General features: G+C 58.5%; 14 protein-coding genes and 7 pseudogenes. 6 read left to right on the forward strand and 15 right to left on the reverse strand.

Annotation, left to right across the window (positions count from 1 at the left end; all coding sequences use genetic code 11):
- The first annotated feature begins 39 nt into the window (after positions 1-39).
- On the forward strand, positions 40-1,617 hold the full coding sequence (locus P6U23_RS28155) for a recombinase family protein (RefSeq protein WP_407181612.1): 1,578 nt from the start codon (positions 40-42) through the stop codon (positions 1,615-1,617).
- Here P6U23_RS28155 and tnpB (P6U23_RS28160) read toward each other — a convergent pair.
- A complete protein-coding gene (tnpB, locus tag P6U23_RS28160; protein WP_407175682.1) occupies positions 1,590-1,910 on the reverse strand; it encodes an IS66 family insertion sequence element accessory protein TnpB in 321 nt (106 codons plus the stop codon). The genes P6U23_RS28155 and tnpB (P6U23_RS28160) overlap by 28 nt on opposite strands.
- A gap of 470 nt (positions 1,911-2,380) precedes the next feature.
- On the opposite strand from tnpB (P6U23_RS28160), the pseudogene P6U23_RS28165 reads away from it, so the two are divergent.
- Positions 2,381-3,391: pseudogene (locus tag P6U23_RS28165) on the forward strand (IS110 family transposase).
- 1,072 nt (positions 3,392-4,463) lie between these two features.
- Here P6U23_RS28165 and tnpB (P6U23_RS28170) read toward each other — a convergent pair.
- The 4 genes from tnpB (P6U23_RS28170) to P6U23_RS28185 form a co-directional block, all read right to left on the reverse strand.
- Complete coding sequence (gene tnpB / locus P6U23_RS28170) at positions 4,464-4,682, reverse strand: IS66 family insertion sequence element accessory protein TnpB (RefSeq protein WP_407175683.1); 219 nt, start codon at positions 4,680-4,682, stop codon at positions 4,464-4,466.
- Positions 4,683-4,905: 223 nt separating this feature from the next.
- Positions 4,906-4,989, reverse strand: coding sequence for a hypothetical protein (locus P6U23_RS28175; protein ID WP_407181613.1), 84 nt, complete (start codon positions 4,987-4,989; stop codon positions 4,906-4,908).
- Between the two features lie 508 nt (positions 4,990-5,497).
- Positions 5,498-7,009 (reverse strand): porin, encoded by a 1,512-nt coding sequence (locus P6U23_RS28180; protein ID WP_407175684.1) that lies wholly within the window; start codon positions 7,007-7,009, stop codon positions 5,498-5,500.
- A gap of 502 nt (positions 7,010-7,511) precedes the next feature.
- The gene (locus tag P6U23_RS28185; protein ID WP_407175685.1) at positions 7,512-7,775 is read right to left on the reverse strand and encodes a hypothetical protein; all 264 of its coding nucleotides are present in this window, start codon (positions 7,773-7,775) and stop codon (positions 7,512-7,514) included.
- A gap of 58 nt (positions 7,776-7,833) precedes the next feature.
- Here P6U23_RS28185 and P6U23_RS28190 point away from each other — a divergent pair, with 58 nt between their 5' ends.
- On the forward strand, positions 7,834-8,010 hold the full coding sequence (locus P6U23_RS28190; RefSeq protein ID WP_407175686.1) for a hypothetical protein: 177 nt from the start codon (positions 7,834-7,836) through the stop codon (positions 8,008-8,010).
- 673 nt (positions 8,011-8,683) lie between these two features.
- Here the strand turns inward: P6U23_RS28190 and P6U23_RS28195 are convergent.
- A pseudogene (locus tag P6U23_RS28195) lies at positions 8,684-9,851 on the reverse strand (IS3 family transposase).
- Positions 9,852-10,156: 305 nt separating this feature from the next.
- Here P6U23_RS28195 and P6U23_RS28200 point away from each other — a divergent pair.
- Positions 10,157-10,680, forward strand: a pseudogene (locus P6U23_RS28200) (transposase); the annotation flags it as partial.
- A gap of 468 nt (positions 10,681-11,148) precedes the next feature.
- On the opposite strand, the pseudogene P6U23_RS28205 reads toward P6U23_RS28200, so the two are convergent.
- The 3 genes and pseudogenes from P6U23_RS28205 to P6U23_RS28215 all read right to left on the reverse strand — a co-directional run.
- Positions 11,149-11,549, reverse strand: a pseudogene (locus P6U23_RS28205) (transposase); the annotation flags it as partial.
- A 912-nt stretch (positions 11,550-12,461) separates the two neighbouring features.
- A pseudogene (locus P6U23_RS28210) lies at positions 12,462-12,986 on the reverse strand (IS110 family transposase); the annotation flags it as partial.
- A 272-nt stretch (positions 12,987-13,258) separates the two neighbouring features.
- Positions 13,259-13,765: a transposase gene (locus P6U23_RS28215; protein ID WP_407175687.1), complete on the reverse strand. Its 507-nt coding sequence runs from the start codon at positions 13,763-13,765 to the stop codon at positions 13,259-13,261.
- A gap of 180 nt (positions 13,766-13,945) precedes the next feature.
- On the opposite strand from P6U23_RS28215, the pseudogene P6U23_RS28220 reads away from it, so the two are divergent.
- Positions 13,946-15,331 (forward strand): annotated as a pseudogene (locus P6U23_RS28220) (IS1182 family transposase).
- A 383-nt stretch (positions 15,332-15,714) separates the two neighbouring features.
- Here P6U23_RS28220 and P6U23_RS28225 read toward each other — a convergent pair.
- Positions 15,715-15,863: pseudogene (locus P6U23_RS28225) on the reverse strand (branched-chain amino acid ABC transporter substrate-binding protein); the annotation flags it as partial.
- Between the two features lie 676 nt (positions 15,864-16,539).
- Complete coding sequence (locus P6U23_RS28230) at positions 16,540-16,827, reverse strand: hypothetical protein (RefSeq protein ID WP_407175688.1); 288 nt, start codon at positions 16,825-16,827, stop codon at positions 16,540-16,542.
- A gap of 368 nt (positions 16,828-17,195) precedes the next feature.
- On the opposite strand from P6U23_RS28230, the gene P6U23_RS28235 reads away from it, so the two are divergent.
- Positions 17,196-17,354: a hypothetical protein gene (locus P6U23_RS28235; protein WP_407175689.1), complete on the forward strand. Its 159-nt coding sequence runs from the start codon at positions 17,196-17,198 to the stop codon at positions 17,352-17,354.
- A gap of 1,423 nt (positions 17,355-18,777) precedes the next feature.
- Here P6U23_RS28235 and P6U23_RS28240 read toward each other — a convergent pair.
- From P6U23_RS28240 to sbnB, 4 genes are all read right to left on the reverse strand, one after another.
- Positions 18,778-20,130: an N-acyl amino acid synthase FeeM domain-containing protein gene (locus P6U23_RS28240; protein ID WP_407175690.1), complete on the reverse strand. Its 1,353-nt coding sequence runs from the start codon at positions 20,128-20,130 to the stop codon at positions 18,778-18,780.
- A gap of 84 nt (positions 20,131-20,214) precedes the next feature.
- On the reverse strand, positions 20,215-21,093 hold the full coding sequence (locus P6U23_RS28245) for a hypothetical protein (RefSeq protein WP_407175691.1): 879 nt from the start codon (positions 21,091-21,093) through the stop codon (positions 20,215-20,217).
- An 80-nt stretch (positions 21,094-21,173) separates the two neighbouring features.
- Positions 21,174-22,130 carry a 2,3-diaminopropionate biosynthesis protein SbnA gene (sbnA, locus tag P6U23_RS28250; protein WP_407175692.1) on the reverse strand — a complete coding sequence of 319 codons (957 nt, stop codon included), beginning with the start codon at positions 22,128-22,130 and terminating at the stop codon, positions 21,174-21,176.
- 17 nt (positions 22,131-22,147) lie between these two features.
- Positions 22,148-23,206: a 2,3-diaminopropionate biosynthesis protein SbnB gene (gene sbnB / locus P6U23_RS28255; RefSeq protein ID WP_407175693.1), complete on the reverse strand. Its 1,059-nt coding sequence runs from the start codon at positions 23,204-23,206 to the stop codon at positions 22,148-22,150.
- Positions 23,207-23,251: the final 45 nt, after the last annotated feature.

Raw genomic sequence — 23,251 nt, forward strand, 5'->3', positions numbered from 1 at the left:
CTTCTCGCCAAGGCGGAGCGCGGTGAGCTTGCGCTCACCTTGCCGGTCGGCCTTGTCCGCGATCCCTCTGGCGTTGTCGTCAAGGACCCGAACCTGGAGGTGCAGGAACGGCTCGAACTGCTGTTCGAGACCTTCCTGAAGGTGCGCACCATTGCCAAGGTCATGCGTGAGTTCAACGACCGCGGTCTGGAGCTGCCGCGCCGAGATCGTCACGGCGATCTGCATTGGGCGCGAGCGACGACATCCGCGGTTGCAACGATTCTGAAGAATCCCGCCTATGCGGGTGCCTTCGTCTACGGACGGACACAACTGCGCAAACCGTCGGACGGAAGATTACCGGCACAAGCGCCGAAGCCGATCGAGCAATGGCGGATCATCGTCAAGGACCGCTATGCTGCCTACATCGCTTGGCAAAGCTACGAGAAGATCAGGGGCATCGTCAGCGACAACCGAGCAGAATACATGCGCAACAAGACCAGGGGTGCTCCACGTGAGGGCGAACTACTGCTGCAAGGCATCGCATGGTGCGGAAGATGCGGTCACAAGATGTACGCTCGCTACAAGAGGGGCGCCGAGTACGTCTGCAATCACCTGCGTTCGCATCAGGGGCTGCCGGCATGCCAATACATCCGTGCTCCCCGCGTCGACGCCGCCGTGGCGCAAGCGTTCCTCACGGCGCTGGCGCCGGCCGAGATCGACGCGTTGTCGTGCGCTCGTCGCGCTCAGCAACAGACGTACAAAGCAATACGGAGCAATGCCGAGCAGCAGCTCGAGCGCCGGCGCTACGAAGCAACGCTCGCCGAACGTCAGTTCAACCGCGTCGATCCTGACAACCGGCTCGTCGCCGCCGAGCTCGAGCGCCGTTGGGAGGCGGCTCTGAAGGAGGTCCGAGCGGCAGAGGAGGCCCTGGCCCGTTTGAAGTCTCCCCAGGCTATCGCTCAGATCACCGTCGGCAACAGGGCGCTGAACAACAAAGTCCGCCTCTCCGGCCGTCTGCCTGAGATCTGGACGGACCCGAGCACGACCGACGCGAAACGCAAAGCGCTGCTGCGCTGTCTCATTGACAAGGTGATCCTCGACCGCGGCGAGCACGACGTTGCCGGGGTGAGGATCGTCTGGCGCGGCGGAGCCGTCACCGAGATCGAGGTCAAGATGCGTGTCAACTCAGTAGCGAATCTCACCCAAGGCGCGGAAATGCGAGAACGCGTGCTCGAGCTCGCCCGCACCAAGATGCACGAGGACGAGATCGCTGCCATGTTGACGAGCGAAGGACATCGGTCGCCAAATTGCCCCGACAAAGTGCTGCCGATCACCGTCCAGCGCATTCGCTTGCACGCCGGCCTCAAGGGGCTTACCGAGCAACGTACGCGATGGCAGCATTCACCCGACTTGCTCAGCGCACAGGAACTCGCCGGCGTATTGAACATTCCCGTGAACTGGCTCTACGTTCAGATCAGGCAAGGGCGCCTTTTGATCGATGGTCACCCTTCCGGCGCGCACCTGTTCTCCAATACGTCGCGCGTGATTGAGGCTGTTCGAAAACTACGCAATCACGAGCTCGATCATCTCGATCTCAGAATCACTGAGCTTCACGAGGAGGAGCTTTCGCATGGGTAGTCGAGCAGGTAGCCAAGCTGGGCTGGGGTGATGGTCACCACGCCATCAGCCGACGACGGCCACACGAAGCGGCCGCGCTCCAGCCGCTTGGCGTAGAGCGACATGCCCAGTCCATCGTGCCAAAGGATCTTGATCAGCTTGCCGCTTTTGCCGCGGAACACATAGAGGTCGCCGCCGTGCGGGTCTCGCTTGAAGGCTTCCTGCACCAGCAAGCCCAGCGAGTTCATTCCGCGACGCATATCGGTGTGGCCGGTCGCAATCCACACCCGCACGCCCGACGCAATGGGGATCACCGGTGGCGTCCATCTGCCAGCGCCGCCACGGCGGCCTTCAGCGTCGCCGCGTCGACCGCGCCCGTGATCCGCATCCGAGCCCCGGCCGCAAACTCGATCTCGATCGACCCGCCGCTGCTGGCCGGCGCGACTGGACCAGGCGTCGGCCCTGATTCCGAGACTATCGCCGGTACGAAGCCAGGTTGATCGGCGGCATCCTTCGGCTCCGGCCGAAACGAGCGTCGTCATCGCAGCAGCAATGAGCGCGAAACGCCATACCGCTGCGCTGTTTGCCGCGACCTGGCGCGGCGCCTGTAAGCTCTCCAGGACGATCTTGAGCTTCTCATCCTCGGACCAGCGCCGCCGCCGGCGCGTGTCCACCACCTCAAGCCGTTCGACTTGGGCACTGCACCTATCACTGATGGGGTGGACGCCCCCTTACGGCTTCCCTGTGGCAGTGGCGGTGTTCATCATTCGAAACGGAGGTTCTCATGTCAGGCGTTGGTACAATTGGGTTGGATCTTGCGAAGCACGTGTTTCAGGTACATGGCTCGAGCGTTTCAGGAGCCGTAATCTTCCGCAAGAAGCTGCGACGAGATCAGGTACTCAAGTTTTTCGCCACGCAGCCGGCCTCTACGGTTGCCATGGAAGCCTGCGCGAGCAGCCATCATTTGGGGCGAGAGATCGCAAAATTGGGGCGTCAGATTCGCCTCATTGCACCCGCTTACGTCAAGCCGTATGTGAAGCGGCAAAAGAACGACGCAGCCGATGCGGAAGCGATCTGTGAAGCCGCACAGCGGCCAACCATGCGTTTCGTAGCAATAAAAACAGAAGAGCAACAGGCAGCGTCTCTAGTATTTCGTGCTCGCGATCTTCTGGTTCGCCAGCGAACCCAAATCATCAATGCAATACGAGGCCATCTGGCTGAGTTCGGGATCGTCGTCGCAAAGGAGCCCTGTCACGTCGCCAAACTCCTGGATAGGATAGCAGATATCCCCGCGATGGCCCAATCGATCCTACAATTGCTCATCTCCAGTTGCAGTCCCTGGATGAGAAGATCGCCCATTTAGACCAAGAACTCGCCCATCGTGTTAAAGCGGATACGGAAGCCAAGCGATTAATGACCATTCCCGGGATAGGGCCTGTTACCGCGACAGCGCTTGTTGCGTTAGCCCCGACTGCTCAGGCCTTCAAGAAGGGCCGCGATTTTGCAGCTTGGCTCGGTCTAACACCGCTGCAGCGCTCAACCGGGGGAAAGCAGAAGCTTGGTGAGACCTCTCGAATGGGTGAGCGAACACTACGCAGACTACTGATCATCGGCGCAAGTGCTGCGGTGCGGTGGGCAAAGGCGCAGGGGCTCTTCCGACCCATGGCTCACGAACATGTTGAATCGTAAGCCACCCATGCTGGTGATTGTGGCGCTTGCCAACAAGATGGCGCGCATAGTCTGGGCATTGATGGCAAGAGGCGGAACGTATCGAGCTCCGGCTATGGCGGGCTAGCTTCACCACTGCCCGCGGTGCGAGAAGGTCGAACGGAGAGTATGGCGCAACGGTCAGAGACGGGATCGGGAAAACCAGGTTATGGACACGCGCCCCGAGCGCGCATCACTGAATTGGACCCGCTCCGCGAACTCCCATACGGGCCGGCGGCAAATAACGGCCGCATCAGAGGCCGGACACATGTCAGCACCCGACCGCGCTCCTTGCTCGTTCCAGAGATTCTTCTTGCATCACTGGGGGCGTCCACACATGTCCATAAGGACAGTTCTCAACAACATGCCTCACTCGACAAGGCGGCCGTCACCGGATGCGTACGTTTCTTGCCCTACGCGGGCGAAAGGTAAATCCCAGAGACTCAAATGACTGGCTGGCATGGCTACCCGGGCGATTGCTGTCTTGTAGACGATCTTGGTCCTGTCGGGATGCATTTCGACTTCGCATTCCTCAAAACTTGCTTGCAGCGCCGCTTAATGGCTTCCGCGTCAGCCTTGGTTCGGCAATGGACGAGCCGATCGTCCACATATCGACACGAGGGCGACTGCGGGAAGTTCCGCGCAATCCATGTATCAGACCTTGTAAGGTTGCCCTTCAAGTCCTTCTCAAAAGCTTCGAGCGATACCTTATCGCACGCCGGCGCGCCCGCATTGGCTTTGATCAGCTTGTAGCCCTTCATCACTGTCTGCTTGTCGATATTGTACTGCTTACGTCAGGTTACACTCACATGTCCTCCTGCTCATTACAAAACGACTGGTTCCTGCAGTTCCCTACAAAATACTGTGTCCAGATCGCGTCCCCTAAACGCCCATCGCCAAAGGCACAGTAATCCAGGCGTCTCAGGGATTGATCTCAGGGATGGCACGCGCCCCTGATTTTGGCGACGTCTTAGTAAGTTTTCGAGATCATCGGAACATTCGCTTTCGCTCGCCTTCTGAATACCTATTTGCCCCGTAAACCCGAGACTTTTGCAACACTGATCGCGCCGTTTAAGCGAAGCCACAGTGTCGTGGTTTTGCACCTGCGCGGGAACGCCGATGCAGGAGGGCGTCCTCCATCTCTCATAAAACTGTCCGCATTAACTCCGGTTATTCACGTCTTTCATGCTCTGCAGCACACCACGCCAAAGCATCTTGATCAGATCGCCGCGGCGCCTCCGGAAGATGTAAAGATCGCCAGCATGGGGATCGCGCTTCAGGCTCTCCTGGACCGCAAGGGCCCAGGCTTTGCATTCCGCGACGCACGTCGGTGTGGCCAGCGGCGATCCAGATCCCGACGCCGCTCGGAGGAGGATCATCGCTATTTCAGAAGCTCAAGAACCCGCTGCAGTGCCTCGCCGTCCACGTTCCGGTCAATGCGCACGCGACAGCCGCCGCCAATCTCGGTCTCGATGATGCCGGCCCTGTGCTGCGACCAGTTGCGGCGCGTCAAGGGTACTGCAGCGGCGCAGAGGTGATCTCAACAGGAACAAGAGCCGGCACGGCCTCGCCGCTCAACTGCCTCTGGCGCATCTGCCGGCGCTAAACCGCAAGCAGATTTGGGGTGAAATCATGTCGGCGCGCAATTTCGACAACACTCGCCCCGAGTGCCAAACTCTCTTCCACGATCCGACACTTCTCGGCAGTGGTCAAGCGCCTTCGCGCTCCGGACCGGTTAGAACAGTCACTGTCGTCACGTTGCTCATTTGCTGGCAAATTTATCAGCAAATCATCTCACGCTCGACCGTATTCCGGGAAGGCGGCTCTCGCCGGAGCGATACGCCGGTTTCGGCGCTTCTTGGGTTTCACTCCGTCGACACGCTCACACTGTCCACCGAGAACCGCACCATCCCGCAGCGATCAAGAGAACCTCGGCGGCGGCGCTGGGTGTGGTCCTGTGATAGTCTCGGATCGAGAAATATCGGAAGAGTCAGCGCGATCACCTTGTGCGCTCCACAGTGAGCTACTTTTTATCCCGTCCCGCCTGCCAGCTCGCGACTGCGCGATTTGCCGTCTATTATCGAACAGGTCTCCAAAATGGAAAGGCCCCCAGTGGGCATACCGGGAGGCCTTTCTTGGAGGTCTAGATGAATAGAGCCGGTTTGTCTCTCCTTCCGCTAGTTTGATAATGAAATCAGAAGTTGCGCTGAGCGCGAAGCAACAGCGTCAGGGCGCTCTGGTCCTTCAGCTCATAGGTACCAGCCGGCTTCGCGATAGACGTCTGGAGGGGCAGAGTTACAGTGCTTCCGCTCGCATGCTTCTGATCGAGTATCGTGTACGCCAGTTCTGCCGAGAAGGTCAGGTTTTTGACCGGAGTCCAGCCCGTCCTCGTACCGATAACGGAGTAGTTAAAGCTAGGGTTGCACCCAGCAACTCCAGTGGAGAGCGCGAGGTTTGCTACGAACCCGCCGCAGATATAACCTCTAGCTGTGTCGTTGTAACGCACCGCTGAAAACGCGCCGAAGATGCTGCTTGCCCACTGTGGATCCCAGTTATGGGTATAGCCGCCCTGGAAGCCAAACGTTGTCGTTAGCTGCTGGCCGGAGCCGGCCACGAACACGGAATCAGAGACACCAGCGAGGGCGAGGCTCTGGTAAGCCCCAGCAACAGTCGTAGCTCCGTACATAGCGAAGGCGGGCGCATCCGTATAGTCGTGGAAGTTGTAACGGCTTGCACCGTACGTATATACACCTGACATGTTGATCGTATCGCCTTGCCCGGTCGGAACGTTCTTGATTGACAATGCCAGCTGACCAGCCCAGCCCCACTTATCGTCCGGATGCCCGGTGAGCTCGGTGGCGCCATAGTACGCGGCATGGTTGTCGTGCGCAGCCAACGAGGCCTTGAAGAAGCCCCATATCTGATCAACAGTTACCGACGCGATCAGGTCGGGAGCTCGCGAACCGCCGAAGTCATTCGCTCCATACGCACCTGTAGCCAGCCCAGCAGCTGTCGCTCCGCTCACGTTCCAAATGGCGAGCTGATTGTGGGCAACCGGATCCTCAGCAGAGAAAGAGGCCGAGACGCCTTGCCCCAAGGCGATGGTATATGCGACCTGGTTGATGGGGTCCCAACCTCCAGCGCCTGGCAATTCGAAGGCATTTGCGGGGTACTCGGCCCACGGAGTGCTGAACTGGGACGTAGCCCTGCCGAATGTGAAGCCTGCGAATTGCATGAAGGCGTAGTAAAGTGCGGGAGTGCCCTGCGAGATCTGGTTACCGGGCGACGTCGGATACGACGTCCCGCCAGCGCCGGTCCCGCTATAGGTCCCGCCTGTATAGGTCCAGGCCACCTCAGCGAACGTGCGGACCACGCCGTACTCGGTTGCAGTACGCGTATCGACGGAGAGGTCTATACGAGAACGCGCACTGAAATAGTCGCTCAGGCGATTGCGAGCGCCACCCAAGCCGCTATCTGGCGGAGTGTAATGTCCGCTCGTGTTAAACGTCGTTTCAGCGCGCAAGTATCCGCCCAATTTGATGCAGGTATCAGTGCCCGGGATGTAGTAAAATCCAGCGCCATAGAGGGTGCAGACCGTCACGTACTCGACTGTTTTAGCTTTAACAGGCAGATCAGCCGCCTGCGCCCCCCCCAAGGCGATCAGAGACGCCGCCGAACCTAGAAAAAGGCGCTTCGTCATCTTCATCAAAGAATCTCCAAATGCTTCACATGAACAGTGGCCGCCTGCCCCTCCCCTCTTGAAGAGACTGGCCACTTGCGCCCCCAATCATTGTCGACCTGAAGGGCCTTCGTCGAACGCCAGCTAATCGCTCAATCAGTGACGTCGCGGTGCGGACCATTCCGCTCCTCGCATCCCTAAATTTACAGATTGCTTTGGGTAGCGGGGCGCGAACTTTGTACACAATGAACCAAACTGCGCGGGCGCTTGGTTAGCGTGGCGCGAAAGCGTCAGAAGCGTGCGCTGCGTACTGTTTGCTGCTTAAGATGCACGTTTCCCGCTCACGACAGTTTCCCTCGATGTTAAACTCAGCTCAGAACAAAGATGGCTCCTTGACGCAAGCATGCCCGTCTACTCCCAAGCCCGTACTGAGCAGATAGCCCCGCTAACCGATCGTAACAACGTTGGGCCTATCTACTTGCGGAATGCGCTCAAGCTCGCGCTTAGGCCAGGCTATTGAGCGATGTCATCAGGAGCTCTCTCGTGCCCAGTCTTCCATGTAACCTGCTTTGAGCATTTCTTCGATCTGCAGTAAGCGGCTCGTCGCGATGATCCCGTTCTTGCTCCCGGCACCGCACATTGAAGCTTTCTGCTGATGAGCGGTCGCTCGTTTTGAAGTTGAGCGGCGTCGATCGACCGCCTGCTGAGCGACGTAAAGATCGCAGCAGCCGGAGGAACCGACGGCGGGCTTTTCCAGTGCCGTACGGCGGCAGGTCCCGGTGCGCACATTCAATCACTGGGGATCACCTCCGCCGGGTTACTGCGAAGCGTATCTGGTTGCGCACGGTGGCATGTCCGTATCCGGCGCGTTCATTCAGACGCTGGTGGATATCGCAACGGGATGGACCGAATGCTTTCCGCTCGTCGTACGTGAAGCAGCTCTTGTGGTCGAGGCTCTTGAACGCGCGCAGAACCTATTTCCCTGGCCCGTTCGCGAGCTCGATTTTGACAACGACAGCCCTTCATGAACGACACGGTCGTGTCGTGGTGCCGCTCTCAGATGTCGAAGTAACTCGTTCCGGGCCTACAAGAAGAACGATCAAGCATTCGTTGAACAAAAGAACGGAGCTATCGTTCGCCGCCTGGTGGGCTACGGCGGTTTCCTTCGTTTAAGCTGAAGGAGAAGCACTGCGAAGCCGCCAAGGTGATCAAGCGCTATCTTCCTCCGGCAGCCGTACGAACGAGCGTTCGTCCATACGAATTGTCTATGAGGCATTCAAACGCAGGCTGCGAGAGATCTATCGCTCGCTTGATCCGCTCGCATTGCTGGCGCAGATGCGGGATGCCCAAAATGAACTGGGCAAGCGCGTCGATCGGCGGCTGGAATGCGCCACTCCCGACAGGTGCCTTCGCCTAATCACCGCAAACCGCTCGCTCGCTACAGCGCATGGAGGGCGCGCTTCGCGAGGCTTGCTCGGACCTGCGGTAAGCCGGTCTAGGACGAAACGGGGATCCGCTTCGGTAACATTCAATATGAGGGGGCAGTTTTCCGTGACGCGCGACACCCGTTCTTCTTTCGCGGCCTCAGTCGTTTTCGACACCGGTCAGTCGGGCAAGTAAGAATTAGTGGGCTCCATTCTTTCGAACACTCCCTTTGATTCGCCGGAGATCCGGTGATCCTCCCCCGAAAAATTGACAAGGTTAAGCTGCTTTTAGCTCCATCTCGATCGGGCCGATATAGCCGATGGCGGAGTGACGACGAGTTCGATTGTAGAAGCCCTCGATATAGGCAAAGAGGTCCAGTGTGGCTTCTGGCCGTGTTGCATAGTGCCGGTGGTGGACGAGCTCCGTCTTGAGCGTGTGAAAGAAGCTCTCCATCGGAGCATTGTCATAGCAGTCGCCCTTGCGGCTCATCGACGCCCTGAGGCCGGCGGATTGCATCACCTTGCGGTAATCCGCCGAGGCATATTGAACGCCGCGATCGGTGAATCAGGCCGGCACCTGGCCGCTGCGCCGAGATCGCCATCCGCAAGGCTGCCAAGGGCAGGTCGGCGCGCAAATGATCCGCCATCGCCCAGCCGACGATCCTGCGGCTGTACAGATCCATGACGGCGGCCAGATAGAGCCAGCCCTGATCGGTCTCGATGCAGGTGATATCGGCCAGCCAGATCTGGTTCGGAGCAGCGGCGATGAAGTTGCGGTCGAGCAGGTTCGGGGCGATCGGCAGGTCGTGGCGGCTGTCGGTGGTCCGCACCCGGCGGGGCCGCGCCATGATGGCCCTGATGCCGTGACGCCGCATCAATCGCTCGATGCGACCACGGCTCGCCGCGCGGCCCAGAGCCCTCAACTCGACATGGATACGCGGGCTGCCATAACGCCCGCGGGCGTCGCGGTGGACTCGCCGACTCGCCTGATGTCGTCGACGAGGTCACGATTGGCCGCAGATCGTCGGCTCTCCGGGCGCGAGCGCCAGGCATAATAGCCGGCCGGCGAGACGCCGAGCACGTCGCACAGGAGCGTCACCGGATAATCGGTGCGGCGATCTTCGATGAAACGGAATCTCATGTCCGTGTTCCAGCAAAGATTTTAAAATGTCGCGCTCCATGCGCAGCCGCTCGTTCTCTCGCTGCAAACGCGCGATCTCTGCCGCGTGGTCCGCCGACGGCAGCGCCGCCAGCGTTGGGGGGCGCCGCGCCGCTGCCGTCGGCTCCAGCCGAGCCCCTCGCTGCTCCACCCACCGCCGCAGCACGGAATCGCGCAGGCCAAGCTCCCTGGCCACAGACCCGATCGAGCGCCCGCTCGACGCGACGAGATCAACCGCTTGCCGCTTGTAGTCGCCCGTAAACGAGCGACGTTGACGTCCTTCCATCCGAGACCTCCTGGCTCTTCGAGCCTACTACAGGTGCCCCATCAATTCGGAGGAGGTTCACCGGCGCAAGGTCTGGTGCCAGAGATGGCACAGATCTGCTACGACCGCAGTGGAGGCTTGCTGACGCGCGGCAACGCGCGTCGGTGCTTTGACCGCGCAGGTCTTCTCGACCTGCCAGAGTTTTGCTATCCGCTCGAGCGTCGTTACCACTCTCTAGCCCGCTGCGACATGCCGCTTGTCGAACTTGCGCCTGCGTGTGAGCAGAAGCCAGCAAATGTGATGGCATCATTGACGCAATCCGCCGCGCCAAATGGAAAACCGTGAGTTGGCGCAGCGGGACGAAAGGTCGGCTGAAAGCCCGATTTGCTGCTCTCCGTGTCCGCACCGCCGACGGCCCTCCGCAGCGGATCTGGGATAAGGGTCAGCAGCATCTCCCGGGCGACGAAGCCTGGCTCATTGGCGAGCAACGTGCCTCAGGGGAGAAGAAATACTATCTTGCCAATCTCCCGGCGGCGACAGATCTGCGCACACTAGCTGCCACCATCAAGGCACGATGGATTTGTGAGCAGGCGCATCAGCAGTTGAAGGAGGAGCTTGGACTTGATCACTTCGAGGGGCGATCATGGCAGGGCCTTCATCGCCACGCCCTAATGACAATGATTGCCTATGCCTTCCTACAGCATCGTCGCCTCGCACACGCGGGGCGGAAAAAAAGAATCAACGGACCGCCGCCCCAGCCAACGATGCCCGCCGTACGTCACGCCATCGTCGATCTCATCCTTCGGCCGCCGCCTCAACGGTGCCCATACTGCCGAAGACAAATCCTTGAAAAACACTGGCGCAAACAGATTCTGCCAAAGTAGTGCTAGGCGGCATAGCCGATGGAGCGGACGCCCGGCGACGGCATCGATTGTGGCAAGGTGGCGGTGCTTGGTGCGACTGCTGTCGTGCGATAGGCAAGGCAACATGGATCGCCAGCAGGACTGTCGCGTGGAATGGTCCGCGGTGGCGGTTGCAAAGATCCAGCGTCTGCTGCTGCGTAACGCAACGCCAGAAGCTCGGAGACGTGGGAATGTGGTAAGCTCTAACTGAGGATTATGGGCAGTCGGTGAGGGACCGGAATCGAAGGAGTCAAGAGGTGGATGACGCGCAACCGAATTGGATCCGTTACACGCATTCCATAAGGGCCCGCGACGTGCCGAGGTCGCATCACGGGACAGAACACAGGTCAGCATCCGACCACATACCCGTTCCGAAGTTAAACTTTCCTTGCATTTACTGGGGGTCCACACACACCCATCTGCAGGATACCGCGATAACCACTGAGATGCCGGATCGCCCATTCGCCGGAGCGGCTGTTTTCGAAGCGATAAGCCACCTTCGGGGGACCGTTGCGACTAAAGGTTCGGTCATCTCGGGCGTAGGTGCATAAGTAGGCCCCTTCGTCGATCCGGAGCCGCGAGCGAGCATCGGGAAAGTGGTGTGGTCGCCAAAGACCCGTTCGGCCCTTTTTGATCTCGCTGAAGATGTAGTCGGCCACGATCGCATTGCGGCATCAGCTTGCGGTCGAGTTCGACCTTGTCGCGGGCGTAGATAACCGCTGCCGCTAGAGCGGCTGGCCATCGGCATCTTTGGAAACGGCGATCTGGGCCAAAAGCGCTTCTGTCGGAATGCCTCTCCAAGGACATGGGCCGGTGCCTTGATACAACCTCCGCGTTCTTCATCTGCGCGGGTTTGAGCTGCAACGAGCGCGATGCAAATGCAACGCTTGGACGTACCGGAGAAGATGTTCTCGGACTTCAGCGCGGTCATTCATCACTCGCCTTAAATTCTCGACTCGGATCCTGAGTGCGTTTCCCGCAAAGAGTACTACAGATTCATATGTCGGAAGATGAGGTCCTACCAGGAGAGAGGCTCCGACTACTCCCCGATATCCGATGATGGCCATTTCTAGCGAGCTTCCCGCGGCGACGATCCTTAACGACACCAGTCCCGATGATAAATAGACCTGGTGGAGACTCTTTTTTTGAATCATGCAGGATGATGCGTTCTCTAAGCGCGATCGGCTCAAAGAACTTCCCCATTGCGGCGAGGTCTTGAAGAGAACTCCTCGCGAGAATCTCGTTTTTCACAAACACGGCGCATTTGGCCGCCCCGTCGCAGGGCGGTTGACGGTCGGCTGCGTACTGGACGCGCGCCTGAGGGCTGCACCCGCGAACTTCTCTGGAATGGCGGCTGTGTATTCGGACATAGTACGCTCCGTCTCCCCAGTGCGCGGATTCCATCTGGTCAATGCCGCTGACCGCCACGAAATGTTAACTTCTGACCCTGGCTGTTCTCTAATTCCGGGCCTGCGGTCAAGACTCTCCAAAGACGTCCTTGCCGGGTTCATGGTTCTCTCCGCGGTAGGGGCATGCCCTCCGCATGATGGCGTAGGATGACGCTGGCGGATCAATGTGTGAAGCGGGCTTGCCTTTTGAGCATCGCAAAGCCAGGGGCGATCGCACCAACGCCAGCGTCCCGGCAGGGACCTTGGATTTCGCCGGTGGTCGGCGGGAATTCGCTGGTTTGCTATATTGTTTGCATGGCGGTCTCCTTTGACGACCATCTAAATTCGGTACCATCGATCCACATCCGATGCAGAATGACCGCGAGCTTTCGCGCGACCGCAACCTTGGCTTTGCGCAGCCCGCTTCGCTTTGCCAGCCGAATGCCCCAGGCTTTGAGCGCTGACCATTTTGCCACGCGTGTGAGCAGCACATTGGCTGCCTCGAAGAGATAACTTCGCAACATTTTGTCGCCGCACTTCGAGATTCGACCCGTCCAGTCGATCTCGCCGGAGGAGTATCGTCGGGTCGTTAGTCCGACATAGGCCCCGACGCTTCTTGACTTTTTGAAGCGCATAGGGTCGTCGATCGTTGCAAGAAAGCAAAGAGCCGTGACAGGTCCGATGCCAGGTGCCGTCATAAACTGTCGCACTTGAGCATTGCTGCGTGCGAGCTTCATAACCTTACGGTCGAGATCCGCAATCTGCTGCTCGATGGCAACTCGCGCGGTGAGTAGCGGCGTTACCGCCACGGCGAGTTCCGGCCGATCTTTGGTGAGCTCCGCAGCACGCAATGCGAACACGCTCATCTTTGCTAGGGCGTCGAGGTGGGCGGTTATCTGTCGTCCCTGTTCTGGCCGCGCCGGCCGTGCCGCCGCCACCACCGCCGCCTACGGCTTCGACCACTGCGCAGATCAAGCCGGCCGAAGGCACATGAGTCTGGTTCGACGTGAAGACGGATAATTGACCTTGGTCGCGGCCCTTCGGATGGCCCATCCAGCGGCGGATCGTCTCGTTGTCCTCCGCATCGCGGCGCGCCGCTTCCTTCGCGGCGTTGTCGACACTCGCCTGGTCGGCGAGGTCAGGCGTCAGATCGTCCTGCGGCATCAGTGCGTATCGAAGGCCTGCCAATAACCAGCTCGAGGTTCTTTAGGAGCCCGCGGATTTCGTTCTCAAGATCCCGCTTGATCTTGACGAGCAGAGCCCGGCTGACCAACAGAGCCTTCACCGCATGACTGTCGAGGTCTTTGTCGCGCACCTCTTTATACCATCCGCCCTGCATGATGCGGGCGATGCCTACGGCATCGTTGCGGTCGCTCTTGTTGACCTGCATTTTCAACACCGCCTTGGCGTGCCTGGCATCGATGCAGATGACGGGCAGCCCCAGCTTATTCAACTCGGTCCACAGCCATGTCGACGTTGCCCCTGTTTCGAGCCCGATCCGCGCGACATACGGCGCGTTTGACTGGATGAATGCCGCGATCACCTCCGGGTCGGAATCAACAACTCCCTCACGTTTCCGCGCCCGATCAACGATGCAGATCGTTGTTAGCTTCAGCGAAACGTCCAGTCCAACATAATGCTCCATTGCAGTTCTCGTTCATTGCAGGCGCGAGGGGTGAGCCTCATCGATTGCTTGGAGAGCTGATTCGCAGAGCCTCAGGATGGCTCTGACCGGAATTAACCCCATGTGTGAAAAGCCACATTCCTCCGTTTCCTGATAGGGGATACGGATGGGACGCCTCGTTGAAGGCGCGGACAGTCCCAGCTGACGCTTTTGCCGGAATGTCTGGAGGATTGGGTAAGCGAAGACAACGCCGTCCATGTGATGACGTGTTCGTCGAGGCGCTCGATCTGCATGGAATGGGGGTTGAGCGTGTGATCGCCAAGGAGACGGGCCGGCCTTCCTATCATCCGGCAGCCCTTCTGACGCTTTTACATTTACGGTTATCTCAATCGGGGGCAATCCAGTCGTCACCTGGAACGTGAGGCATGCCGCAATATCGAGGTGATGTGGCTGATCGGCCGCCTGGCTCCCGATCACAAGACGATCGCCAATTTCCGGAAGGACAATGGTGTGGCGATCCGGAAGGTTTGCGCGAAGTTCATTGCACTATGCCGGCAAATGGGCCTGTTGCAGACCCCGAGCGTCGCAATCGACGGCAGCAAATTCAAGGCGGTGAACAACCACGACCGCAACTTCACGCATGCGAAGGCGGCGAGGCGGATGGCGCAGAGCGAGGAAAGCGTCGGTCGATATCCGCGTCAACTCGATAGCGCGGATCGGCAGGAGCCACCGGAAGCGATCAGCATCAAGACAGCGAGGATCAAGGAAAAGATCGCTCGGCTGAAGCAGGAGGTGAGCCGCCTGGAAGTGCTTGATGCGCAGATGCGCAACACGCCGGATCAACAGATATCGCTCACCGATCCGGATGCCGGTTCGATGGCTACCAGTGGGCGCGGATCGGGTGTCGTCGGCTACAATGTCCAGGTCGCGGTGGACACCGAACACCATCTGATTGTTACGCACGAGGTTATAAACGTCGGCAACGACCGTGGGCAGCTTGCTCGGATGTCGAAAGCAAGCCAAAGAAGTGCTCGAAGTGGACAAACTCGAGGCGGTCGCCGACCGTGGCTACTTCGACGGAGAAGAGATACTAGCCTGCGAAGAGGCTGGCGTTGCAGTCACCTTGCCCAAGCCCATGACGTCGAACGCCAAGGCGGAGGGCCGGTTCGGCAAACAGGACTTCGCCTACCTGCCTGATGAGGACGTCTACCGCTGCCCATCCGGCCAGCTGCTCCCCTATCATTACACCAAGATCGAGCACGGAATGACGCTGCGCCGTTACTGGTCGACAGCAGCGTGCCCAGGCTGCGCGATGAAGAGCCAATATACGCCGTCAAAGGAGCGCCGCATCACGCGCTGGGAGCATAAGCATGTGGTCGAGGAGGTCCAGCCATGCGGACGCGGCGCGAGACGGTCGAGCATCCCTTCGGCACGATCAAAGCCCGTATGGGTGCGACCCACTTTCTGATGAAGCGCCTACGGAATGTCGCCGCTGAGATGGCGCTGCATGCTCTCGCCTATAACCTCACACGGGTGATGAACATCCTCGGCAAACCGAGCCTGATTGCAGCCATCCGCGCCGCCTGAAGACCAGAAAGTGCGTCCAAAGCGCAATACCGCGTCGCGATACCCACTTTGGCCGGGCATGGACGATCCGACGCGAGAACGTCGGCCGGCGACCGCGGCCGCGTGCCGACCTATGCGTTTGCACAAAACAATACCATAACCAGACTTCAGTCTCGATTTGCGCAATGGGGCTGTTATCAACGATGAGTCCCCGCGTTCAAGTGGCGCTTAATGACGGATTTTAGATCCGCATTGGTCGCTCAGTCATACCGACACCTCCCGTGAGCGACATCTGCTCGGCCCTTGATCGAGTCAAGCAGCATCGGCGGACATTCAATGAGCTAGCTGCGACTGTGCGCACGTTTTTGCCAAGTCCGTCGTACGCCGCATTGATTTGTTCAATGGGCCATCTCGACGCCGTTCTTTGATCTGGCGGCGAAGGCGGATTCGGTGACGGTCCGGCTACTGCGACCGCGATGTCCTCCGCAAATGCCGCTGTCGAAAGCGCGATCGAGGCGCCAACTGCCAGGCCCGTGCATGTGCTTGAGTTCATGAAGCCTCTCCGCAGTGATTGCCTTTGTGTTACTCAGGCCATTTTCGTTTCGATCGCGACTTCCATAGTTTTGATCAACACGATCTGCGTTGCTCCTTTTACAGGGGCCTCCGCCCCCGCTCTTGACCTCCGCCTTGATTCGTCCTTAATTTCCAATGCGGAAGCGCACCAGTCGTCCAATTCGCCCGAAGGCGTACACGGGATTGATGCCGCAAAAAGTCTCGGTGCCCGATTCAGTCGATCCGGACGGGTCATAGGTCGAAAGCTGACACTGCGCACCCCGATGCCCCTGGAGCGAATAGCGGCCTTATTGAACGCTGTCGCGCAGCCGCGGCTCCGCTCCAAAGCTGGGCACCACGGGGCTTTTCTTCTCTCAAGAAAGTGGACTGGTTGAGATGCTTTTAGCTCCATCTTGATCGGGACAGTATATCCGATGGCGGAATGGAGGCGGGCTCGTTGTAGAAGCCCTCGGTGAAGGTGAAAATGTCGCGCTGGGCTTCGGCTCGGGTGTTGTATTGGCGATGATGACCGGCTCGGTCTTGAGGGTATGGAAGAAGCTCTGCATCGGGGCATTGTCGTAGGTGCCTGTGCAGCTCATTTCAGCGATTCCGGCGGCCGTGTCAGGACCGCGCGATAGTCCTGCGAGGCAGACGCACGCCGCGAGCGGACTGATGGATCAAGCCCGCCCTCGAGTGCGGCTGCTGGATGGCCATCTTAAAGGCGGAACTTCGACCTGCGTGTGATCCCGCATAGCCCAATCGACGATCTTGCGGCTGAAGAGGTCCATGATCGCCGGCAGATGGAGCCGCCCCAGCAGCAGGAATGTAGCCGGTACGGCGAGCAAGTCCGGTTCGCCACGGCTGAAAAAATTACGTTCGATGACGTTCGGCGCGATCGGCAGGCGATGACTACCGTCCGTGATCCCAACGCGCCGCAGTGGCTCCACAACCGGCGCGTATGCCATGTCATCAGCCGCTCGCCCCCCACGACAGGCGCCACACCCCCGCACTCGCAGTACGGCATGAACTCACGGGCCGCCATAGCGTCCACAACTGTCATCGACGCACCTGCCGAATTTCAACCAAGAGCATGGCATTGGACCTTCCCTCTCGCTCGCCGGGCGATCACGTCACGCGTAATGGCCTGCAGGCAAAATCTCGAGCGGCGCACATCAGCCCCGCCGGATAAGCCCAGCAGTGATCTCCTATGAACCGGAGCGCATGTCCGGGTTCCGACAAAAGATCGCAATCCACTTTTTTAGACGTCGCGCTCGATGCGCAGCCACTCGCTCTCCTGGCGCAGCATGAGCTTCAAGCGACTACAGGCATCGACATGAAAACGGTCACCGCCGATGCCGGCTATGCTTACGCTAAGGTCTACGGCGCTCTCGAATCGCGCGGCATCGACGCGATGACCCCAGCTAAAGCGGGACCAAAGAAGATTGGCGTACCTCTCAGACGCTCCCGGCACGACGCCAAGCGCGACTATTGAAGTGCCTGCGAGGACGTCTCTTGCGCCTCGCGCGACCCATCAAGCACGGCCGTTTCTTTTTTAAGGCGAAAGGATTGTGCCCCGGTGTCCGCTAAGGCGACTGCCTATCGGAGGTGGAAGTTAATAAGGGAGTTGTTGTGGATAACGATTATCCTGCACTGCTCCGAAGCCGTCGCAGGTTTTGCCTCCATAGTAAACGGACGCATCAAGTGGTACGCCTCCGACTTCGACCACCATTGGTTCTCCCTCGATGCTTCGATCAATCCTTCGTTCGCGAGAGCTCTGGGTCAGCTTACCTGGCATGGTTTGTCATCCGCGCCGCCGTGTCCATTATCGCTCTGCAACCAGCAGCTCCGTAGGAAAGCGTCCGCTGCCACGACATTCGTGCGCTGATACGAACGGTTGCGCGCCTGAGGGCGAAGACCTGCTGCCCTCGAGCAACTTGCATTTCATGCACAGCCTAACACCCATGCTTACCCGGTTTAAATCCTGCATGGATCGCTTCTAATGAATTGGTAACTCGATGCGCGGCCGGAGCACTCTGAGCATAGTCATCCAGCCATGTCCAAATTCGGATTCGATGGACTACATTTTTCTTGGCCGAAGAAACACACAGCGCGGATTGTAGCACGATGACGGGCGCCCAGCTTCCGATTGGACCGGTGAAAGAAGCCGAGACGACGACCATAGTTAGGAGCCTCATGGTCGAGTTTCCCCAGCATTCTAAGTTGCCTAACTGCTAGCGCATGTTGTTTTCTGGCTGCAATCAGATGCCAATTAGTTCTAGGCTCGGTCGCATTGAGCCCTGCCGCGGAGCGAGCCCTCTTCATCAATTTCTACCTTGTTACCTACTGTCTCACTGTCTTGTCCGATAAGAGCCGCCCGCCCGGTCGGAAGCTCAAGGGGCAAGGCTTTCATCTCGCTTATCACGAGTCAAAGCACCGCTACCAGTTTAGCAACGAGCACGGCAAACCGCTGCTACGATTTCCGCGTACCGTGGATCTGCGCGCAGATTGCACAGACCTGATCACCGCTAGAGGCCGGAGAACCTCATGTACTCTCCTCCCCTTACAGTAACGCAATCAAGGGCAGGTTGACGCCTAAATTTCGTGCCGACCCACTTCACAAGCCGTGCTCCTGGGCCCGCGTCAACGACGGCGTTGCCGGCGTCAACCGTGAGCTCCTATCGTTTTATTGCGAGCCGTGCGGTGACGTATCACCTTAGGGCCAGCTACGTCCCGCGTAGACCTGGCTGCTCTGTTCTTGAGAACCCCGCTTTGACAACGGTCCATTCTGGTCATCCAGCAGCCAATTCGACAAAGCACCACGTGAGATATCTTCAACAATTGTTCTCGCGAGCGATACGCAAAGGCGCAGTCACCAGAAATTCATTTCGATGTTTTTACCCGATCCTCTCTCCGCTTTAAAAGAGAGGGAGCCAGGCAGCGGCACGCACACATAGTCCGATCAGCCCGTTCGGCCGCGCGCCATCCAGCTCCAAGCCATCAGCACCTTGCACGCGAGCATATCGCACGAGCATCCGGCCAAACTTGACCAGGAGATATACTGCCCTGAGATCGAGTTGACGCATCAGCGCTCGGATATCGAGGTACATCAGCGTTTCGATTTCATCACTGTCTTGATGTTTCTTCTGCAGTTGCAGGTCGATAGCACCTATTTTCTCGTAGAGCGATGCGAGCTTTGGGATCGCGTCGAAAAGGAGATAGCGACTATCCGACATCAGGGCCAAACGGGCCACCTCGCGAAACAACACGATGCGAACGGACAATCCTTGATAGTCGGGATGGACAACCATGCGCGAGACTTCGGCGAACCCTTGTTGCCACAAGAATTCGGGCAGGTGCACAATTTGTGCCATTTCACTAAGGTTGGGATTCCCTCCATTCAGCACTAGACGGGCGGATGCGACCGGCTTCTGGCCGAGCCTGGCGAGAAGGACAATCGCGGATTGATCGAGCGGATCTGTCCAACTGGCAAGGTCGACGGCATCCGGCCGACGGCCGAAGAACACGTTGGCATCCCGACGGAGCCTGTAAACCATGGCCAGGTCATTTCGATCCACTACTTGCGATACCGTGAGCCAATCCTTCAACTTGTCTGCCTTAAAACCCAGTGTCCACACCCCATGGGCCGTAAACGTGGGACTGACAGCAAGCGCCCAATGCGCGGCCTTCTCTGTCGAGGTCTGCCCGATGACATTAACGTACGCCACCGTCTCCGATTCACTGCGTTCAATTGCGCTCACCTGAGCGACGATCGATCCAAGATTGCCCGATTTCGTCCAACCGTCCATGACTATCCGGGCCGCCGGAACGAGCCGCCGTTCTGGATCGTCGACGATCGCTAGTAGCTTAAACGGCGACAGCGCCTCGATTTCCCCGAGGAGCCTGCACCCTTCCAGCACTGGCCCAGAAATACGGACCCAGAGAGTATCCGACGTCTGATGAAGGCGTTCTCCCCAGCCATCAGGTATCCCCCTCCCGAATAAGATCCGCTTCTCTCCAGGAAGATGCTCGAAGTCGCGGAGCGGAAGCACACAACGAGCGCGGCCCAATGTAAACGAATGGTCCGCCGCCACACTTAAGCCGATCCAAGCTGCGTTGATAGTTTCTGGTGGACTTGGCTGGGCGTCAAAATTGAACGCCCATCTGCCGCCATCGACTTCATCCAGATAACCCGCATAACGCCTGGATGCGATCCAGAGTGCCGCCCTGGGCTTCCTAGCCACGCGCGGCATCGCCGGCAATTTCGACATCTGACAGTCCTGGTGAAGGACGGGCACGAGATGCTCCCCACAGCAGTCAGTCTTGACCGTCTTTCATCCGAAAACAGCCGCGAATTAGTGTAGGCGGTAGCCTTGCAGAAGGGGCTGCGAGTACACGGGACAAAATTCATCACGGCCTACCTTCGTCGAGTAAAACTGGGACGGCACTTCACGTCTAACCACCTGTGTGAAGCTACTCGGCTCGTTTCGAAAAAACCAACGCTCATCGCTTACAATGCATTGCCATCCAAATCTGATGCACAGACGCCAGGCCAGCGCTCCCGCAAGGCGCGCGAAACGCTTGAAATCACTTGCATAGAGAAGACGCCCGAACGGCTCGTACCACTTCCTGCGCATGCTCTTCATCAACAGATACAACGGCGCTGACCCGGACCGATCCAGGATGACAAAATGGTGGCAGAACACGTCCAAATGATCTTGGAAAATCGCGAGATTTTCCGGATCCAGATAGCTGCCGATCTCCCACTTCCGTCGTATAATTCGAAGATTCATCGTGGCGGTCGGCAAGGGATAGAACAACCGCAGTTCTGTCTCGAGATCTTCGAACCCGAACTTCTTTCCGATCTGATGCACGGTTTCGGTTGGAGTGTAATTCACGACCGTATGTGTACGTCGGAGGCCGAGTACCGGCATAAGCAGGTCGAGGCTATTGTTTCGGTGGATATCATCGACGTACCAGCTGTGGATTTCACAGAACGGCTCTTGGCGGCCGCGAATGATCCTCAACGTGAACAAGGTCCCGAGGAAACCAACGACTTCTCCTCCATCTTCCATCAAATATCCGAAATATGATTGATCCCCGCCCCAGACTGGACTGAATAGGCGCCGTCTTGCAGCAAGCGGCAACGATCGATTGTTCAGCGTGGAACGGCGGAGCAGCCGATAGACAGCGTACATATCTGTAGCAACCGCACGGCGAACTGATGCACTCATCACACAATCTCCAAGCAACGCGTGTTTTCTCTGGCGCCTTTCGCCGAGGATGGGCCACGTTTCGCGAGCAAAAGCTGCAATTAGGTCAGTGACGGAGGCTGCGGAAAGTGGCGCGCCACCCATTCATCGTCGTAGATCGAATCGAGGTACCGCTCACCGGAATCCGGCGCGATAGCGATCGCAACCTCGCCAGCGGCCGGGCGGACCATTCGCTTTCTCAGTCCGCTCAAAACCGTTCCGCTGGAGCCGCCGAGCAGAATTCCATATCGCTGGACGAGCTCCCGGCACATCGCGATGGTCTCGCGCTCGGAGATGATAAGCACCTCGTCGACCTTCGTCGGATCGGCTACTTCCGGCCGACGGCTCGTGCCGAGCCCTGGAATTTTCCTCGGCCCAGGTCGTCCGCCGAACGTAACGGACCCCTCCACATCAATCGCAACAATTCTTGTGCTCGGAGATCGTTCACGGAAAACCTCGCTGCAGCCCATTGCCGTTCCGCATGTTCCGGTGCCGACGAACAGATAGTCGACGCGAGCAAAGTCGCGCAGAATCTCAAGCGCGGTCGACCGCGCGTGCGCGCGCAAATTGGCAGGATTCGCGTACTGATTGAGCCAGATCAGTGAGGGATCCGCAGCAAGCTCTCTCTGTATATAGTCAATTCGGGTTTGTAAGAACCCACCGTTTGCGTCCCGTTCCGTAACGACAACGACCTTCGCTCCCAATGTCCGCATCATGGCCGCCGCGTGCGATGTCAGGTTGGGGTCGCTGACGCAGGTGAAGTCAAGCTTCCGTGCGCGGCAGACCATTGCGAGAGCGACGCCCAAATTTCCTGATGAGGACTCAATGAGCCGCGCCCCCCTGTGCAGCCCTCCAGCGTTCTGCAATTCGTCAAGCATGTGGATCGCCGGCTTGAGCTTGATTGATCCCGCCACGTTGAAGGATTCGAGCTTTAAGAACGTCTTGGCCGGTCCGACGAACTCGTTTAGCTCTATGAAAACGCCTTCGGAGAGGTAGGCGATTGGCGAGGATAGGATCATGGAAGAGATCACATAGGTTACAGACGAGCGGCGTTTAGGTCCGATCCTTCTTCGAAGAAGAATTCCCGAATTTCGACCGCCTTACGGCTCAAAAGCGCGCGCTGATAAAGCACGGACCCAACCGCGACATCGAGAATCCCCATCCCGAACGGTGAGAACACAATCGGCCGCCGAGCGTCGGGAATGCGACCGCCGGAGAGGATCGAAGGCAGCGTAAAGCGAACAAAATTGCGGTGGCCCACCTGTTTCTCAGCCAGATGAGCTGACGTGTCCGCCTTTAGGCAGTGCTCGACATCGTCCACGACATTTTCGCAGGCAAGTATGATCTCCGGCGACAAGTCGCGAAGCGAGATATGAAGGATTAGCGGATTGTGTTCGACACTACGCTGGTCAAAAATATAGGGGCTTGCCGCTGTCGTCGCAAAGACAACAACTGTGCCGGAGCGCATCGCCTCGACTGGCGACTCGTGCAGCTTGATCGGTCCATGAACCACCGCTGTGAAGCGTTCACTTAAGGCTTCGGCGTTCTCTTTTCTGATGTCGTGAAGGTTCAGTTCGTTAATGCGCCATCCTGTTCTAACGAAGAATTCAAGTATGTAGCGCGCGATGAGGCCGGCACCGATGACGGCAAGTGCATCAATTTCCTTCCGGAAACGATTAAGCTGGAACGCTCCCACCACGGCGGAAGCCGCTGTGCGGGCAGCACTGACAACACTGCCTTCCAAGCAAGCTATCGGATAGCCGCTAGCGGCATCGTTCAAAATCATCACTGCCGATGCTCGTGGCATGCCATGATCGATGTTTTTCGGGAAACTCGATATCCATTTAATGCCTGCTACTGCGCCGCCACGAAAGGATTCGATATAGGCTGGCAGTGCAATAATCCGGTCGAGTGGCCGCATTGGGAAACGCAAAAAATGGCTGTCGGGATTGACGGTCAGACCGGCATGATGGGCCACATAGGCCGTCTGGACGGCATCCAAGATGGCCTCGACATCATCAAAGACGAAGCCGTGGACAGTTTCTCCTGTGATCACGTGGAAGGCACGACGCAACCCAGCTGCATTGGTCGACATGACATCCTCAAATTGTTGCGCGAGGCTCAGGCGAGGTATCCACTA

It is taken from the genome of Bradyrhizobium sp. STM 3562 (assembly GCF_045571435.1).
Taxonomy (GTDB): Bacteria; Pseudomonadota; Alphaproteobacteria; order Rhizobiales; family Xanthobacteraceae; genus Bradyrhizobium.

Coding starts and splice junctions, on each gene's coding strand:
- tnpB (WP_407175683.1), bottom strand. CDS start 4,682: ATGATCCTCCTCCGAGCGGCGTCGGGATCTGGATCGCCGCTGGCCACA.
- P6U23_RS28180 (WP_407175684.1), bottom strand. CDS start 7,009: ATGAAGATGACGAAGCGCCTTTTTCTAGGTTCGGCGGCGTCTCTGATC.
- P6U23_RS28190 (WP_407175686.1), top strand. CDS start 7,834: ATGTCCGTATCCGGCGCGTTCATTCAGACGCTGGTGGATATCGCAACG.
- P6U23_RS28215 (WP_407175687.1), bottom strand. CDS start 13,765: ATGGAGCATTATGTTGGACTGGACGTTTCGCTGAAGCTAACAACGATC.
- P6U23_RS28230 (WP_407175688.1), bottom strand. CDS start 16,827: ATGGCATACGCGCCGGTTGTGGAGCCACTGCGGCGCGTTGGGATCACG.
- P6U23_RS28235 (WP_407175689.1), top strand. CDS start 17,196: ATGAAAACGGTCACCGCCGATGCCGGCTATGCTTACGCTAAGGTCTAC.
- P6U23_RS28240 (WP_407175690.1), bottom strand. CDS start 20,130: ATGTCGAAATTGCCGGCGATGCCGCGCGTGGCTAGGAAGCCCAGGGCG.
- P6U23_RS28245 (WP_407175691.1), bottom strand. CDS start 21,093: ATGAGTGCATCAGTTCGCCGTGCGGTTGCTACAGATATGTACGCTGTC.
- sbnA (WP_407175692.1), bottom strand. CDS start 22,130: ATGATCCTATCCTCGCCAATCGCCTACCTCTCCGAAGGCGTTTTCATA.
- sbnB (WP_407175693.1), bottom strand. CDS start 23,206: ATGTCGACCAATGCAGCTGGGTTGCGTCGTGCCTTCCACGTGATCACA.